7 protein-coding genes are annotated in these 19,465 nt (G+C 34.7%); all 7 read left to right on the top strand.

The features are described from left to right. The first annotated feature begins 97 nt into the window (after nt 1-97). Entirely contained in the window at nt 98-3,493 is a 3,396-nt protein-coding gene (locus tag GBO31_RS08805) for a PKD domain-containing protein (protein ID WP_219007962.1), read from the top strand. A gap of 189 nt (nt 3,494-3,682) precedes the next feature. Further along, entirely contained in the window at nt 3,683-6,925 is a 3,243-nt protein-coding gene (locus tag GBO31_RS08800; RefSeq protein ID WP_219007961.1) for an RICIN domain-containing protein, read from the top strand. A gap of 455 nt (nt 6,926-7,380) precedes the next feature. Further along, nucleotides 7,381-11,760, top strand: coding sequence for a carbohydrate-binding protein (locus tag GBO31_RS08795; protein WP_219007960.1), 4,380 nt, complete (start codon nt 7,381-7,383; stop codon nt 11,758-11,760). A 190-nt stretch (nt 11,761-11,950) separates the two neighbouring features. Next, nucleotides 11,951-14,218 (top strand): carbohydrate-binding protein, encoded by a 2,268-nt coding sequence (locus GBO31_RS08790; protein ID WP_219007959.1) that lies wholly within the window; start codon nt 11,951-11,953, stop codon nt 14,216-14,218. A gap of 272 nt (nt 14,219-14,490) precedes the next feature. Continuing rightward, nucleotides 14,491-16,659: a glycoside hydrolase family 9 protein gene (locus GBO31_RS08785; RefSeq protein ID WP_219007958.1), complete on the top strand. Its 2,169-nt coding sequence runs from the start codon at nt 14,491-14,493 to the stop codon at nt 16,657-16,659. Nucleotides 16,660-16,789: 130 nt separating this feature from the next. Further along, the gene (locus tag GBO31_RS08780) at nt 16,790-18,169 is read left to right on the top strand and encodes an MATE family efflux transporter (protein WP_219007957.1); all 1,380 of its coding nucleotides are present in this window, start codon (nt 16,790-16,792) and stop codon (nt 18,167-18,169) included. A 150-nt stretch (nt 18,170-18,319) separates the two neighbouring features. Continuing rightward, nucleotides 18,320-19,396, top strand: coding sequence for an OmpA family protein (locus tag GBO31_RS08775; RefSeq protein WP_219007956.1), 1,077 nt, complete (start codon nt 18,320-18,322; stop codon nt 19,394-19,396). Nucleotides 19,397-19,465 lie beyond the last annotated feature (69 nt).

Below are 19,465 nucleotides of genomic sequence, written 5' to 3'. Positions count from 1 at the left end.
AAGACTGATGGGGAATGTCTTGTATTGTAGTGATATCGTTTGGGAATAGTTGGAGTATTAAAAAAACAATTTAAAAACTCAACTAATCTATTTTAAAATGAAAACTAACATCAAACCTTTAGTATTTCTATGCTTACTGTTTTTTAGTATGCAGTTATTTTCCCAGAAAATGCCATCTTCAGACTTTGTCTATACGGATGGAGAGAAATTTATGCTAGACGGTAGGCCTTATTATTTTTCAGGTACTAACGTGTATGATTTTTTTACCTATGGTTCTTCCAGTGGAGATATAGAAACACAGTTTATGGATAAAGATCGCATTGATGAACATATGCGAAGATTATATAAAAACGGCGTGAGAGTAGTCCGCCTATGGGGATTTAGCCATGAAGATTGGCATGGATTTGAACCTCAAAAAGGAGTTTATAGTGAAGGTCAATTTTCCTTATTTGATTATGTAATCAAATCAGCAGAAGCAAATGGAATTAAACTGATCGTTGCTTTAGAAAATTATTGGAATGATTATGGAGGGATCAAAGATCGCCTTAAATGGGAAGGTATTGAAGTTGAAGGTGCAGGAACACACGATCAAGGTCAGTTCTTTACAAACGCTTCTGCTATTCAAGGATATAAGGATTATGTAGAATATTTTCTTACCCGTGTCAATCATTATGATGGTGTAGAATATAGAAATGATCCTACAATTCTTGCTTGGGAGTTGATGAACGAACCAAGATATCAGGGATTTGGAGATGATGTAACTTCAGATGTATTAAGAGCTTGGGTAGATGATATGGGAGCTTTTATCAAAGCAATTGATTCCAATCATTTACTAAGTACTGGTTTAGAAGCTCATGGAACGCGCTATGGATTTGGTGGAGATGAAGGAAATGATTTTATCAAAATACACCAATCTCCTTATATAGACTTTGCTTCAGCACATCCCTATATTCGGGAGAGCTGGTCCAATTTTACATTAGAAGAGACTTTGAAACTTGTTTGTGACTGGGCTGATGAATCCCATCAGATCTTAAAGAAACCGCTCTATATTGGAGAATTTAATGTAGAAATTCAAGAGCGATATGAGTGGTGGGAAGAAATGTATGGATTTATCGAACAAAAAAAGATTGGAGCTAGTGCGTTTTGGTGGTTTCCAGACAACAATACTCCAAGAGATAAATTCGGAGTTTTTGAAGGAGATATAGAAGTTGCGATCTACAAAGAACATTCACTCCGCATGGAAGAAATGTCTGGTGGAGAAGCAATTTATTTATCATTGATGTCTCCAAAATCTGGTGATAAATATGTCTCAGGAAGTACTGTACATATGGAAGCTAATCTCTTGAATGAGAATAATACGGTACTTAAAGTAGAATTTTTTAGTAATGGAGAATTAGTTGGTGAAGATACCACCGCTCCATATGAATTGGATGTTTCAGGATTGCCAGATGGAAACTACCAGATTACATCGGTTGCTACAGGAATCAATGGCGTGATCAAAACATCAACTCCTCGAAATATCCAAATAGGTGGAGATGGAATCTTAACATTAGAGTATAAAGATGCTTCAGAAGGTGCAATTACCAATATTATCAAACCACATTTTAGAATTTTTAATAACTCATCAGAAGATGTGGCTTATGCAGATTTAAGTATTCGTTATTGGTTTGAAACAGAAACGGATTTACCGCTTAATTTCTTTATGGATTATGCGATGATCGGTAGTACTAATGTAAAAGGTCAAATAGTAAATACAGAAGGAAATAATCATTATCTGGAGATTACATTTGATCCCGCTGCCGGCATGTTAGGAAGAAGTGCTGGTTCAGGTAGAATGGAACCCAAAATAGCCAATAGTAATTGGTCAGAAACTGATCAATCCAATGATTATTCGTATGACGGAACCAAAAAAGAATTTGCCCCTTGGGATCGAGTGGGATTGTACCTCAATGGACAATTAGTAAGCGGGATTGAACCAGGAGGTAGTAATGTTCCTATAGCAAGAGCAATTGCAACTCCAATGTCAGGTTTCTCTCCTTTACTAGTGGATTTTGATGCTTCAGCTTCTAGTGATCCTAATGGAGATGTATTATCATTTGCTTGGGATTTTGGAAATGGAGACACGGCTATAGGAGTTACCACGTCATATGAGTTTACTCAAATAGGAGATCAAATAGTTACTCTTACAGTAACTGATGCTGATGGAAATACAGATAGCACTACAATAGCTATCGAAGTACAAGATCCTAATCAACCACCAATAGCTCAATTTACTTCAAATGTTGATTTAGGAATAGCTCCGCTATTGGTAAGCTTTGATGCGTCTACATCTTCAGATCCCGATAATGATGTATTAACATATTTCTGGGATTTTGGAAATGGCGATTCGGCTATAGGAATAACTACAGATTATGAATTTACAAATCAAGGGATTTATGATGTAAAACTCACAGTAAGTGACGGAAAGCTAGAGGATATGATTACAAAAACAATCACTGTATCCGATGGAAGCCTTATTGTTGATTTTACAGCGGATAATCAGTCCGGAACTGCTCCTTTGGTAGTGAATTTTGATGCTTCTGGATCTTCTGATCCATTAGGAAATCCACTTTCATTTTCATGGGATTTTGGTGATGGAACTGTAGGATCAGGTATTACAACTAGTCATACTTTTAATAGTGTAGGAACATATCTAGTTACACTTACCATTGATAATGGAGCGGGACAAACCGCTACAAAATCATTAGAAATTTCCGTGATGGATCAACCTAGTGGTGATTTAACTCTAGAATATCTGGATGGAGGACGTGGAAATGCTGCTGATAATATGATCAATCCACATATCAGAATTGTAAATAATGGAACTCAAACAGTTTCTTATGAAGACCTAAGTATCAGATATTGGTTTACTTCAGAAGATAATAGTAATCTTAATTTTTGGTGTGATTGGGCACAATTAGGAACTAATCTTGTCAATGGTACTTTTGGACAAGATAATGGTATGGATTATTTAGAAGTAACTTTTGCTACTGGAGCTGGAATATTAGATACATCTCAAAATTCAGGGCCTATTCAAACTCGATTTGCCAAAACAAATTGGAGTGCTTTTGATGAAACAGATGATTATTCATATAAATCCATAGGGACAGCATTCTCACCAAATCAAAATATTACGCTGTACATTAATAATAGTTTGGTTTGGGGTACTGAACCATCTTCATCGTTTATCGCATCAAGAATCTTTGATGAAATTAAAGTGTTTCCAAATCCAACCAAGGATTTTGTTAACCTTTCTGGTTTTGAAACACTTAAAAATCCTGAGATCAAGTTGACTGATTTTGTTGGAAATGTAATCAAACGCGAAAAATTAAAAGACCAACAAAAACAAGTTTCAATTTCATTTCAGGGATTACATCAGGGAATTTATGTTTTAGAAATAAAAGATATCGAAAGCAATCAAATAACACGCAAGAAAATCTTTGTGAATAGATAGCTTAAGTAAAATGTTTGGGGAAATAACCTCTATTTAGAATAAGAGAAAGCTTCTTCGTATAATTTTCTCTTATTCTAAATTTCCTCGAAATATCTAACGGATTCTCTACAAAAGAATACGAATACTAAAACGAAAACATAAATAATAAATGTAAAATTTACTTTTAAAAACTAAACTCAACTAACAATCATGAAAAATTTTAAAACTCTTTTACGGAGATGTATTTTGGTCTTTTTAATGACCATTGTATCATTTATAAATGCTAAAGACATTTACGTAGCAAAAAACGGGAATGATTCAAATCCCGGAACGCAAACCAAACCTTACAAAACGATTTCAAAAGCTTCTTCGGTAGCCCAGCCTGGTGATGTTATCATTATTGGAGGAGGAACTTATGAGGAAATAATTAGACCTGCCAGATCAGGTCAAGGCGGACAACCAATTACTTATACTTCTAAACAAGGAGAGAAAGTAATAATTAGTGCTATGCAAGCCCTTAGTGGATGGCAAAAAGATAATGGTGCTATTTACAAAATCAAGGTCAACTGGGATTTAGGACAAGAAAACTTTGTCTTAAATGGTAATACGGCCATGGATCTAGCTAGGTGGCCCAATAATACAGATGGTGATCCTTTTACATTAAATTCTCGTAGAAATGATGGAGGTAGTGGAAGTAATGTAGTTAATGGTGCTTTCTTAACTTCTTCACAGATACCCAATATCAATTGGTCAGGAGGATCAGTTTTCTTTTATGGAGATAAACCTGGATCAGGATGGATTGCCTGGAAAGCATTTATCACTAGCAGTTCATCAGGAAGAGTTAATTTTAAATTAGACAAAAATCCTGCTTGGATAAGAACCTTTCATGCACCTGCAGATAAAGGGGATTTTTATTTGGAAGGAGTAAAAGGAGCATTAGATTATCAAAACGAATGGTGGTTTAATAAACAGACAAAAGAATTATTTGTACAAATGCCTGGTGGGCAGGCTCCAGTTAATGGAGTTGTACAAATGAGAAGAAGAACAACCACTGTAGATTTAAGTGGTAGAAGTTTTATTCATATCAGAAACCTAGCTGTTTTTGGGGGATCTATCAATATGCCCAGAAATTCAAACAACAATGTGATTTATGGCGTTTCTTCTTTTTACGGGAATCATACGCTTGGAGTTCAGAAAGGTTTTTCCGCTAATAAACAAAGTGTTTTAATGGAGGGGAATAATAATACTGTAGAACACTGTGAAATAGCTTTCGGTGCTGCTAATGGTATTAAAGTAAGCGGAGATAAAAATAGAATTCTTAACTCTAGAATTCACGATTTTAATTATATCGGTTCTTATGACGCACCTATAAATGCTAGAGGTGGAAAAAATACACTTTTCAAAGGAAATACAATTTTTAGAGCCGGAAGAGATGGTATTCAATTTTTTAATAATAGAAGTGAATTTGCCTATAACGATGTATACAGGTCAAACTTAATTAATGATGATTGTGCCTTATTGTACACAGTAGGTGGACCGCATTATGGTGAGATTCATCATAATTGGTTTCATGATAGTGAAGGGAGAGGGAAGCTAAGAAAAGCTGCGGCCATATATTTAGATAATGATGCAGAAGCATTTTCGGTACATCATAATGTTGTGTGGAATGTCGAGTGGACCGGAGTTCAGATTAATTGGAATGGTAAAGACATTGATATTTTTAATAATACTTTGGTCAAGACAGAGGGAGGAGCCATGGGAGCTTGGCATAAACCAGGAACAGCCTTTTCAAATGTAAAAGTTTGGAATAATATAGCTGATGTTAAAACTGAAGATGACCCTTCTACACAAGAAGATGAAGGTACTTTCGAAAGAGATGCGGATAAACAAAATAACGTAATTACTAAATTAGGATATACTAACTACAACGGTAATGATTTTACACTAAGGTCAAATTCTCCTGCTGTAAATGCTGGTAGAAGAATATCTGGAATAACGGATGGTTTTGTTGGATCTGCACCAGATGCAGGCGCCTATGAATTTGGAGGAACAAATTGGGTTCCAGGAATCAACTGGAATCCAGATCTTGGTCCCACAGGAAACGGATGTTATGGACTACCAGGTGAGGATTGTAATGTAAGTACCACTCCTGATGAGGTTGCCTTTATAAATCCAGCAACAACTATTCAACCACAAACTTCTTATGATTTTAAAGTGAATTATAGCGCATCAACAAATAGAGAAATTGTAGTAGAATTTTGGTCATCAACCAATTGGTTAGGTCAAAAGATGGTTAGGGTAGAAGCAGGAACTGGTGTAGCAAATGTTACGGTAGATTTACCAACAGCTCCAGCACCTGGTTCAGGATATATATACAAGGCACATATAAGACCGGTTGGAACAACCTGGCAAGAAGCTATAGATAGAGATCAAGTTGATAATGTAACAGTTGCGAATCAAACATTTGCCGATAAGGTTTCTTTTAATAATGCGCCAACTAGTGTAGTGCAAGCCACATCTTATTCATTTGATATTAGTTATGAAGCCTCAACTACTAGAGATATCATAGTAGAATTTTGGTCGTCAACAGGTTGGATAGCACAGCAGAACGAGCAGGTTGCTAAAGGAACGGGGACAAAAACTATCACAGTTAATTTACCAAATCTGCCAGAACCAGGATCAGGATATGTTTACAAAGTTCATATCAGACCTTTAAACACATCTTGGCAAGATGCCTTAGATCGAGACCAAATAAATAATGTTACTGTTACTGCTCGTTTTTCTCAATTAATCTCAAATGGAGTTTATCATATAGAATCACCTCAAAATAATGAGCGGTTATTAGCTAGAGCATTAGAAAACCACAGTGCTAGAATGCATAAGCCGGCTAATTTTGATGATCAGAAATGGGAGATCAAACATATTGATGATAATGTGTACACTATTAGAAATTTAGGAACTAATAGATATTTAGAAGTGCCTTATGCTCGTTGCGAGAATGGAACCAATGTTGCCACTTGGATTGATGATGTAGACTCACATAAAAAATGGAAAATCGTTAAAAATGGAAACGATATTTACGCTTTACAACCCACGCATTGTCTTTCTAGAGCGCTGGATAGAGCAGGAGGAGCGGTAGGTGCTAATGTAATCATTTGGAATTATAGTAGTACAAATGCCAATCAGAAATGGAAAATCACCTCTTTAGGAAACAGACAAGACCCTACATCAGATTCATTATTAAGAGTGTATCCAAATCCTTCAAAAGAATCGATTTCAATTCTAGGTGCTGAGGTCAATGATATTATAACAATTTATGATATCACAGGTAAAACTATTAAGAAAACGAAACTGAATTCTGCGAATGAATTGATATCTGTTTCAGAAATAGAATCTGGAGTTTATATCCTTTCTGTATTTGGAAAAAGTAAAACTCAGTTTGTAAAGGAGTAGACTTGATAAATTAATTTAAAAACATATATGAAAAAGGCTGTAAAACCTTCCTTCTTGCAGCCTTTTAAAAAGCGTTAAAAACTTTCAGAAAAATGAAACAAAACAGTTAAATAAAAGTTAAAAAATAATTTGAGTTAGTAGGATTTTGTGACTCCGTGATCTTCTTTTTTAAAAAATAGAATAGAATAACACAGTCTTCCAAAACCGAATTCTCAATAATGATTAACGAATTCTATTTACTAAATATCGTTTAATAAATCTTTAGAAACGATATAGATTTTTGACCCTTTAATTCAAGAACTTTTTAAAATGTTTAATACTTGTTAAAAGCTGTTAACTAGTGGGTTATGTTGTTTTTGATACTGGAATTTAACATAATAAAATACGTTCTTTGAACTGCTTAACTAAGACTATTAACATCTTAAAACTACACACACAAAAAACAATTCAAAATTATGAAACTAACCAAACTCAATGCTTTAGTAGCATTACTGTTTTTTGGTTTTTTGCTTCAAGCACAAACACCAGAAGGAGAATTAAGAAGGTGGCACAAAGTCACATTGACATTTAACGGTCCGAATACGTCGGAGACCGCAAACCCAAATCCATTTTCAGATTATCGTTTAGACGTAACTTTTACGCATCAAGGAAGTAACGCAAGTTATACAGTGCCAGGATATTTTGCTGCYTGTGGAAATGCAGAAAACAATGGATGTAATTCAGGGAATAAATGGAGAGTACATTTTGCTCCAGATAGAACAGGTACATGGAACTGGTCTGCCTCTTTTAAATCCGGATCTAATGTGTCCATAAATGGAGGAGGATCCAATGCTGGTTTTATGAACGGCGATACCGGTTCTTTCAATATTGCCGAATCTAATAAATCTGGTAGAGATTTTAGAAGTAAAGAACTAGGAAGACTCAAATACGTAGGTCAGCACTATCTTAAACATGTTGGAACTAATCCAGGCAATCCAAACGGGCCTTGGTTCATAAAGGCAGGAGCAGATTCTCCAGAAAATGCGTTTAATTATGTAGATTTTGATGCAACTCCTAGCTATAACAATAATCTTAATAAAATTGGGAATAAAACCTGGCAACCACATCAAAGAGATTATGTAGCTTCAGATGCTTCTTCTTATACTTGGAGTAACGGTAAAGGAACCGAAATTTTAGGAATGATCAATTACCTTTCTGGTGAAGGAGCTAATGTAGTTTCTTTCCTAACATGGAATACTTCAGGTGATGGTGGAGCCGTTTTTCCTCATGTATTAAAAGTTTCTGAACAAGAATATGGAAACACAGCAAGAGGTCAGCAATGGAACAAAGTTCATCATGATAGATTTGACGTTTCCAAAATGGCACAGTGGGAAAAAGTAATGGAATATGCTGATAAAAAAGGAGTTTATCTGCACTTCAAAACCATGGAGACAGAAAATGATAATAAAATGGATGGTGACAATTTCGGAAGAGAAAGAAAATTATACTATCGGGAATTAATTGCAAGATTTAGTCACCATTTGGCATTAAACTGGAATTTAACAGAGGAAACTACATTAAAAGATCAAGTAGCTAAAGCAACAGCTACATACATCAAAAATATAGATCCTTATGATCATAACATCGTGATCCATACCTATCCAAATCAGCAGGATCAGAGATATAATCCATTATTAGGAAACAATTCTGATTTGACTGGAGCTTCTATCCAAACAGGAAAAAATAATGTTCATAATGATGTAAGAAGATGGCTAGAGAAATCTAGAAATTCTGGTAAAAGATGGGTTGTTGCAAATGATGAACAAGGGCCTGCTTCTACAGGAGTAAGAGTTTCTGATAAAGAAGTAAGACATAGAGTACTTTGGGGTACATTAATGGCTGGAGGAACTGGTGTCGAATATTATAGCGGATATACCAATGATGATGGTGATATTAACGGAAACGACCACAGAAAGAGAGGTAAGAAATATAAAGAAGGTGGTTATGCACTGAATTTCTTTAATCGTTACTTACAATCTGACATGATAAATATGGTGAGTTCTGATGGGGTTACATCAGATGGTAACGACTACGTATTTGCAAAAGCAGGAAGTGTTTATGCAGTATATAGGCCAAGTGGAGGATCTACTGGATTAAGCTTGCCAGGTGGTAACAATAAATACGATGTACAATGGTATAATCCTCGTTCTGGTGGTAACTTATCGGCTAAGCAAACTTTAGGAAATAACTTGGTTGCTCCAGATAATAATGACTGGGTAGCGCTAGTAACTAGTAAGGATGGTGATAACAATGGCGGAGGAAATTGTGGTACAATTTCTATGCAAGCAATCACAGATTTCCCTAATATCGCTGTAGCAGGTTTTTCACCAGCATATAAGGATAACGCAAGAAATGCACTTGCCATCAATGCTGCTCAATACAAAGATAAGTTTGCAGCAGCAGAAGCTACTTTTAATGGTGAATCAGGAACCTATGATATTAATTTAGCTACATTGACAGAGATCGATGGAGAATCAACCTACCGTGTTTCTCTTAACGGTACTCGAATAGGAGAATTTGTAAACCCTACTACAAGTACAGATTATTCACCTTCAGGAACTACTTTTACGAATATTCAAGTAACGAAAGGTGATAAAATTAGAGTTGAGTTTAACTCCCATACCAATGGTACAATACCAGAAGGTAATAGTACAGCATATTCTCGAGGAAGATGGACAGCCTTAAACTTCACATGTGTAGACAGTGGTGGAGATGGTGGTGACGGTGACGGTGGTGGAGATGGTGATAATTGTATCCCAACAGAAAAAAATGGAGTCTTAGCTGTAGAAGCTGAACAGTTTGAAAACCAAACTAAAGTGGCAGACAGAAAGTGGTATGTGCTAGATGGTAGTGGAGCTGCAACGCCTACGCCTGATCCGGATCCCGATCATTCTAATGGAGCTAGTGGAGGTGGATATCTGGAAATTTTACCAGATACTCGAGTAACTCATGGAGATCCATTAGTGAATGGAGTGAGCTTCTCTAATACGCCTGGTCAAGTGGCAATTATTAATTACAAAGTGAAATTTACTTCTGCAGGAAGATATTTTGTATGGGTACGAGCACACTCTACAGGAACGGAGGATAATGGAATTCATGTAGGACTAAATGGAAATTGGCCAGCATCTGGAGCTAGAATGCAGTGGTGTGCAGGTAAAAACCAATGGACATGGGAAAGTAAACAAAGAACCAATGCAAATCACTGTGGAGAAGCACAAAAGATATATTTGGATATTCCTTCTGCAGGAATCCATACAATTTCTTTCTCTATGAGAGAAGATGGTTTCGAGATGGATAAATTTGTATTATCAAAAGCTTATAATAAACCATCAGGTGCTGGACCAGATGTTTTCTATACTGATTGTCAAGATCAAAATACACCTCCTCAGGTTGCTGTTACTTCTCCTACAAATGGAGCAAGCTATGATATAGGCCAAACAATTCCATTAGTAGCAAGTGCATCAGATAGTGATGGATCTATTGCAAAAGTTGAATTTTATATAAATAATAACTTAGAAGCGACAGAGCAAATTGCTCCTTACGAAACATCTACTATTATCAATAATCCTGGTAGTTATACTATAACAGCTAAGGCTACAGATAATAATGGTGCAACAAAAACATCTTCACCTATTACTATTACGGTTAAAGATGATTCTACTCCACCAACGGATGCTATCAATATTCCAGGTGCTTTTGAAGCAGAAGATTTTGAATCAAAATCAGGAAGTGTACGTGTGGAAAATACTCCTGGTACCAATACTGGTAAGAACTTAGGATTCATTAAGAATGGAGATTTTGTAGAGTATAATGCAAATGTAGATTCGACTAGTGAGTATACTTTTGATTTTTATGCCTCAAGTAAAGGTTCTGGTGGTACTGTGGATATTGTAGAAGGAGGAACAGTTGTGGGGTCTGTGACCATTCCTGTAAATGGACAATGGCATGATTACAAGAAATACTCGACTAGCGTATCTCTTTCTTCTGGAGAAAAACCATTAAGATTAGTATTTAAAGGAGGATCAGGATATTTATATAATATAGATAAAGTTGTTACTACCAAAATTCAACCGGTGGAACAAACAGTTACTTTGACTCCTATTCATGATGCTTATATGCAAGGGTCTACGAGATATAACAATGATATGGTACGTATTGAATTGAATAAAAGAACGGGATATCTAATGTTTGATTTATCTTCAATAAACGGAACTATTACAAAAGCAGATTTAAAGTTTACTGTATTTTCAGATCCAGGAAATGGTAACATTTCAGTGAAAAAAGGAAATAGTAATAATTGGACAGAAGCTAATTTGTCAAATTCGAACAAACCTGGAAAAGGTACTCAATTAGGTTCATTGAATGCTAATTTCCAAATTGGAAATACCAAAACAATACCATTGAAAACTGCTCAAATTTCTGGTAACAGACTTTCGCTTGTGATCGATGCACTTTCAGGAAACGATTTTGCATTTGCATCTAAAGAGAACGGTTCTGTCGCTAAACCGCAGTTGGTAATTACGTATACTACTAATAGAGATGATGGACTGCTAGAAGATGATATTATTATATATCCAAATCCTATAGTCGATGTGATGAATATTTCCGGAACTACTGCTGGTAAAACTATTAAAGTATTTAATACTGTTGGAGTTCTTGTTAAAGAAGTAGCGTTAACTGAGGGGCAAAATACTATTGATATGAGCAACTTATCTTCTGGTTATTACATCATAAATATTCTAGAACCTGGTAAAACCAATAAGATTCTTTCTGCTAAGAAAGTATTGAAACGTTAAGTAAACTTTTTCTTATTAGATCAAAATAAGTTAAAAGACATGGATATAAATAGGCGGTCATTTTTAAGACCGCCTTTTCCTCTGATATAGTAGTATTGAATAGTAATAGCTTAAAAGCTTACGCTACAATATCATCTTATAATCTTAATAGCTTGACATTTTAGGTCTAAGAAACAAAACAATTTTAATCATGGAAAAAAATATAAAACCGATCATATCCCTATTGTTATGTTTGATAACAATTAGCGCTTTTGCGCAGCCTACTCCACCGAATGGAAAGAAATGGGAAAAAATAGACATCATGTCCGATGAGTTTAATGGTTCTTCATTAAATACGAACAAATGGGCAATAAATAGTCCCCAATGGGAAGGTAGAAAACCAGCTAGATTTGAAACATCATCAGTTTCTGTTGGGAGCGGGAACCTTAAGATTTCTGCTTCTAAAAAGACCAATCCATTCAATGGTTGGACTCACAATGGAGGTTTGGTAAGATCTATAACAAGAAATACATATGGATACTATGAAACTCGTATGAAAGGAAATAAAACTTTTATGTCTTCTACCTTTTGGCTAATTAACAAACGAAATGAAGGTAGTGGATGTGATCTTCGTGTGACCGAATTAGATATCACTGAGACAGTGGGTGTTAATTCAAATGGAGCAAATTGGGTAAATAATATGATTACCAATATGAACTCCAATACGCATAGTAGAAATACCAATTGTAATAATACACCTGTTGGGCAGCAGGGAAATAAAGCTCCACTTGGAGAAGCCTCTTGGAAAAATTACCACACCTACGGAGTTTGGTGGAAAAGTAAAAGTGAAATTTTATTTTATTTAGATGGTCAATTTGTAGGTCAAATAAAACCACCTGCAGATTTCGATCTTCCAATGTACTTACGAATGGTAGTAGAGACTTACGACTGGAATCCACCAAAAAATGGTCAGGATGGAATGAATGATTCTCTAGAGAATAGAACTACGTACTATGATTGGGTACGTTCTTATAGATTGGTAGATGATACGAATCCTAACAATCCTCCATCAGTTAACCTTACGACTCCATCAAATGGAGCGACTTATACTATTGGTCAAACAATACCATTGAAGGCGAACGCATCGGATAGTGATGGATCTATATCTAAAGTAGAGTTCTTTATCAATAATAATTTGACAGCAACAGAACAAAATGCTCCCTATGAAACATCTACGACCATCAATACTCCTGGTAATTATACCTTAACAGCTAAAGCTACCGATAACGATGGTGCAACAAAAACTTCACAATCCATTACGATAACAGTTAAGGATGATAGCACTCCACCAATTGATGCTCTAAAGATCCCAGGATCGTTTGAAGTAGAAGATTTTGAAGCAAAGTCAGGTAGTGTTCGTGTAGAAAATACGCCAGGAAGCAATTCTGGTAAAAATCTCGGATACATAGTTAATAATGACTACTCAGAATATAAGGTTAATGTTGATGGATCTAGCGAATATGCCTTTGATATATATGCTTCAAGTAAAGGAACTGGAGGAAGAGTAGATATTTTAGAATCAGGAAGTATCGTTGGTTCTGTAAACATTCCTGTTACTGGTCAATGGCATGATTATAAGAAATATTCAACTACAGTAGCGCTTTCTTCTGGAGAAAAAACATTGAGATTATCATTCAAGGGAGGATCAGGATATTTATATAATATCGATAAAGTTGTTGCAACAAAAATTCAACCTGTCGAACAAACGATAACATTAAGTCCAATTCATGATGCGTACATGCAAGGATCTACCAGATATAATAATAATATGGTCCGTATAGAATCTAATAAAAGGACTGGATACTTAATGTTTGACCTTTCATCTATTAACGGAACAATTTCTAAAGCGGATTTGAAGTTTACCGTGTTTTCGGATCCAGGAAATGGTAATATTTCTGTAAACAAAGGAAATAGTAACAATTGGACAGAAGCTAATTTGTCGAATGATAACAAACCAGGAAAAGGAACCCAATTAGGGTCATTGAATGCTAATTTCCAAATTGGTAATACCAAAACAATACCTTTAAAAACAGCTCAAATTTCTGGTAATAGACTTTCATTAATAATAAGTGCGCTTTCAGGAAATGATTTTGCATTCGCGTCTAAAGAAAATGGATCGGTAGCAAAACCACAATTAGTTATAACCTATACCACAAATAGAGAGGATGATGATCTAGCAAATGATATAACATTATATCCAAATCCTGTTATTAATAAAATCAATTTTTCTCAGGAAATGTCAGGTAAAACCATTAAGATTTTTAATACTCATGGGATATTAATAAAAGAGAAGCAAATGAATGAGGGAGAAAACTCTATAGACATGAGTAGTTTGTCTTCTGGGTATTATATTATTACTATTCTAGAACCAGGAAAGACAAATAAGAATATTAGCACTCTTAAAATAATCAAACAATAAAGAGTAATTAAAAAATTAATTGAATATTGATTAACTACCAATATACATTGATGCAAACTCAGCTAAGAGAAGCTGTCTTTTGATAAAAGGCAGTTTCTCTTCTTAATTTTCGGATAACATAAAAAATACTGTTGTAAGAATTTTTTTCAAAAGTTCAGAAAGATCTTATCACTCTCTTAACAAATGAAAAAAATCATAATATAAAAGCCCTGATAGAGTTATTAATACCTTATCAAACCACACAAATTAAATTAAACACAAATCATTCAAAAATGAAAAAAAACTTACTAAGCTTATTGGTAATCTTTTTAGGATTACAAGGAACACAAGTCATCGCCCAGCACAATTATGGAGAAGCCCTACAAAAATCAATTCTATTTTATGAATCTCAGCAATCTGGAGTACTTCCAGATTGGAATAGAGTAAGTTGGCGAAGTGATGCAGGAGTTAATGATGGACAAGATGTAGGATTAGATCTTACTGGTGGTTGGTTCGATGCGGGAGATCATATTAAATTTGGATTTCCAATGGCATTTTCTGTAACTGCTTTAAACTGGGGATTTTTAGAATACAAAGATGGTTATGATGCTGTAAATCAAACAGAACATTTTAAAAGAAACATCAAATGGGTAACGGATTATTTTATCAAGTGTCATCCAACAAAATTTGAGTTTTATGCTCAAGTTTCTAAAAAAGGTCAAGACCATAGTTTTTGGATGCCAGCAGAGATGGTAGATGTACATCCACAATATGGACAAAGAGAATCTTTTAAATTAGATACAAGTCATCCTGGAACAGAGGTGGTTTGTGAAACTGCCGCGGCACTAGCGTCTGCCAGTATTATTTTTAAAGATAGTGATCCAACTTATAGTGCTACTTTATTACAGCATGCTAAGGATTTATACGAATTCGGAGAGACATATAAAGGAAAATATACAGAAGAAGGAGGAATCCCTGCAGTAGGAACCTATTCTTCTGGTGGTTATGAAGATGAATTAACTTGGGGAGCGCTTTGGCTATATAAAGCAACTGGTGATAACACATATCTTCAGAAAGCAGAAGCAACGTATGGAGAGCCGGACTATTTATGGAGTTTGGTATGGGATGATAAACGATATGGTAATATGGTATTGTTAGCAGAACTTACCGGTAAGCAACAGTATATTGATAATACAGAAAGACATTTGCAGTTTTGGATTGATAATGGAAGTGGAGTTACCTATTCTCCAGGAGGTCAAGCACATTTAACACAATGGGGATCTTTACGTCACTCTATGAATGCTGCATTAACAGCATTGATATTTGTGAATAATGTAAGTACACCTAATAATCAAGATTACTATGATTTTGCGGTAAGTCAGGTGAAATATGCTTTAGGAGATAATCCAAATGATAGAAGTTTGGTGACGGGTTTTGGAGTTAATCCTCCTACAAAGCCTCATCATAGAGGTCAACACTCTAGTTGGACAAGAAGCGAGTCTATACCAGAAGAATCAAGACATACATTATGGGGAGCATTAATGGGAGGACCAGGAAGTCCAGATGATGTATTTGTAGAGAATCGTTCAGATTTTCAAGCAAATGAAGTAGCATGTGATTATAATGCTTGTTATCAAGGTGTGCTTGCTAAAATGGTGATGGATTTTGGTGGTACAGAATTGCCCAACTTCCCAACAGAAGAAGCTGCAGGAGTTGAGTTTTTAAATGAAACCAAGATTAACAGCGAGTCTGGAAGATTTACTGAATTAGCAATATGGTTAAATAACAGATCTGCTTGGCCTGCAAGGGTTCCTGGTAGTTTATCTGCTAGATATTTTATTGATATTACTGAAGGAATTAATGCAGGATACTCTCCAAGTGATTATGAAATCACCGGAAGAGGTAATGGAGGAGCAACAGGAGGATTACAAGTTTGGGATCAAGACAATAATATATACTATGTAGAGGTAGCAATTGATAGCGATAAAATGCCTTTTCCTGGAGGTCAAGGAGAACATAGAAAGGAAATTCAGGTAAGAGTCTCAGTACCTAATAACGCTGATGAAAGTTCTTGGGATCCTTCAAATGATTTTTCATATGATGGATTAAGTAATACATTGGTAGAATCTGAAAGAGTGCCAATTTATGCTGATGGTGAATTGGTTTGGGGAATCGAACCTTCAAGATCATTATCAGTTAATGATTTTGAGGCTTTAGGATTACAATTATATCCAAATCCTACTAAGAGTGAACTTTATATTTCTGGAGATCTTGCAAAAATTCAAAATTCTAGAGTTGTTATTTCAGGAATAACAGGTACTACAGTAAAATCAATTTTAGTATCAGATGTTGCTACGAATCAAATTTCAATACCCACAGTGGATTTATCTTCAGGAATGTATTTTATTACTGTAACAAGTAATAGCGGAAGTCAAGTCACATCAAAATTTATGAAGATTTAATTTTTGAGAATAGTCAAACTAATTAAAAAGGTGCTTTTATAAAGCACCTTTTTTTGTGATTAAAGTTGCGTTAATCAAAAGATATTTCAAGAAGGAATCTCCTTATCTTTGACAGCTCTAAATTGAAGTAATGTTACAACGATATACGAAAGAGTTTAACTATAACCTCAAGCTTGCAGCACCTGTTATGTTAGGGATGTTGGGACATACTTTTGTTGGGTTGATCGATAATATTATGGTTGGTCAATTAGGTACTGCAGAATTAGCGGCGGTGTCTTTGGGAAATAGTTTTATGTTTGTTGCAATGTCTTTGGGGATTGGATTTTCTACTGCGATCACTCCTTTAGTTGCAGAAGCTGATGGCGAGAGTAATTTTGCTAATGGTAAACTTGCCTTCAAGAATGGTTTGTTTTTATGTACCACCTTAGGAATCATTCTATTTTTGGGAATACTTATTGCAAAACCTTTAATGTACCACATGAAACAACCCGTGGAAGTGGTTGAATTGGCAATACCATATCTAGATTTAGTTGCAGTTTCCTTAATTCCTTTAATTGTTTTTCAGGCATTTAAACAGTTTTCAGATGGATTGTCATTGACCAAATATCCAATGTATGCTACGTTAATAGCCAATATTGTAAACGTGCTTTTAAATTACCTTTTGATATTTGGTAAGTTTGGTTTTCCTCAAATGGGTATTGTTGGAGCAGCTGTAGGAACCTTGGTTTCTAGAATAATTATGGTTGTTTTTTTATGGGTATTCTTGAAGGCGAAAGAAAAGTCTAAGTCCTATATATCCAATATCAAACTTTTCGTTTTACAAAGCAGTATGCTAAAAAAAATAATAACTCTAGGTTTTCCATCTGCTTTACAAATGTTTTTTGAAGTCGGAATTTTTACTTCTGCTATTTGGATTTCTGGAATATTGGGCAAGAATCCGCAAGCGGCAAATCAAATAGCTTTAAATCTATCCGCCATGACTTTTATGGTTGCTATGGGATTAAGTGTAGCAGCTATGGTAAGAGTTGGTAATCAAAAAGGATTAAAACAATACAGAGAGTTAAGAAGAATAGCTTTTTCAATATTTTTACTAACACTTTTTATAGAGATTGTTTTTGCTATGTGTTTTATTATTTTTAATAATATGTTGCCAGAGATTTATTTAGATGTTGGCGATGTAGAAAATTTAGCTGACAATACTGAAGTACTTACTATTGCTGCAAAACTTCTGATCATAGCGGCATTGTTTCAAATATCTGATGGTATACAAGTAGCAGTTCTTGGGGCGCTCCGAGGATTACAAGATGTAAAAATACCTACAGCTATTACATTTTTCGCATATTGGGTGGTTGGTTTTCCAATTAGTTTTTATCTAGGATTATATACAAAATATAAAAGTCTTGGGATTTGGATAGGACTATTAGCAGGGTTAACTACATCAGCCTTATTACTTTATGTACGTTTCAATTATTTAAGTAAAGATTTAGTAATAAAGAAGGATAATTTATAACAGTTTTGTATTCTTTTTTGCTACTTACAATATAGATAGTTTTGCTTCGTTTCTTTTTTTGGACTAGTTTTTGTTACTTGTCAAAGTATATTTCATATTAAGAAATATTTAACTATATTTCGAGTGTATCTAAACCTGAAAAGAAAAGAGATGAACAGCCCAAAATCTAACCTTTACCTTTTATTAATTATGATAGCTATTATTGGATTTAATTCCAGCATAATAGCTCAAAATTTGATTCCAAATCCAAGTTTCGAGGAAACCAATACCTCTGTGAAGAAAATGCAACATGCGATGAGGAATTTTGGTATTCTAAAAGATTGGAAAACATTAACAAATACTCCAGATGCACATCATCCTGCAGTAGAAAATGTGAATTTTACTCATAAAGCACCTAATTTTTTAAAACAGTTTGGACCACAAGAACCAAGAACAGGAGAATCTAAAGTAGGTTTATATATCACTAGTAACAACACGAAGGAATCGATAGTGGCCAAACTAAAAAGTCCTTTAAAAGCTGGTAAGTATTATTATTTCCACATGTATGTTTCGTTGGGAGAAGGTAAAATAACAAATTCTTGTACGTCTTCTATTGGATCTTATTTTACGGCAAGAATGCCTAGATTCACTGAAACATCACAATATAAGTTACATATAGAGTCTTCAGAAATGATTTGCGACACAAAAAATTGGACCAAAGTATGTGGTGTTTACAGAGCAAAAGGAACTGAAAAATATATTTCGCTAGGATATTTTTCGGATAATCCCAATGGAAAATCATTGAGATCTGGAGGAACATTTAGCGATGCATATTATTATATAGATGATGTAGAGCTTCGAGAAATGCAAGATGTACAAGGAATTAATGTAGAAGCCATTTGTAGTATGGCGTTAGATTTTTCTGATATTGAATATTTGATTGGAGAAAGTGAAGTATATGAAGAAATAAAAGCTGCACTAGATTCGTATCTGCAATACCTAAAAGTATTCAAGTTTAAAAGTATCAGAGTTGTAGGTCATGCAAATGATTCTGAAATTCAATTCGAAAATGAAATATTATCATCTGCTCGAGCAGGTTTTGTCAAAGATTATTTAATCGAAAACGGAATCGATGAATCCTTAATAACATTCGAAGGAGTTAGTAATACACAACCTCGAGAGGAAGAAGGAGTTGATAATAATGAATTAGGCTCTAATGCTAGAGTTCAAATAATTATTGAAGAATAGATCCTAAAAAATTTTTTTTAAAAGAGGTAAGTTCTAATTTATAGGTTTACCTCTTTTTCTTTTTGTGAC

This window comes from Aquimarina litoralis, assembly GCF_019295435.1.
GTDB lineage: Bacteria > Bacteroidota > Bacteroidia > Flavobacteriales > Flavobacteriaceae > Aquimarina > Aquimarina litoralis_A.
Note: the sequence above shows the minus strand (reverse complement) of the source record. Positions and strands in the feature narration are given on the sequence as shown.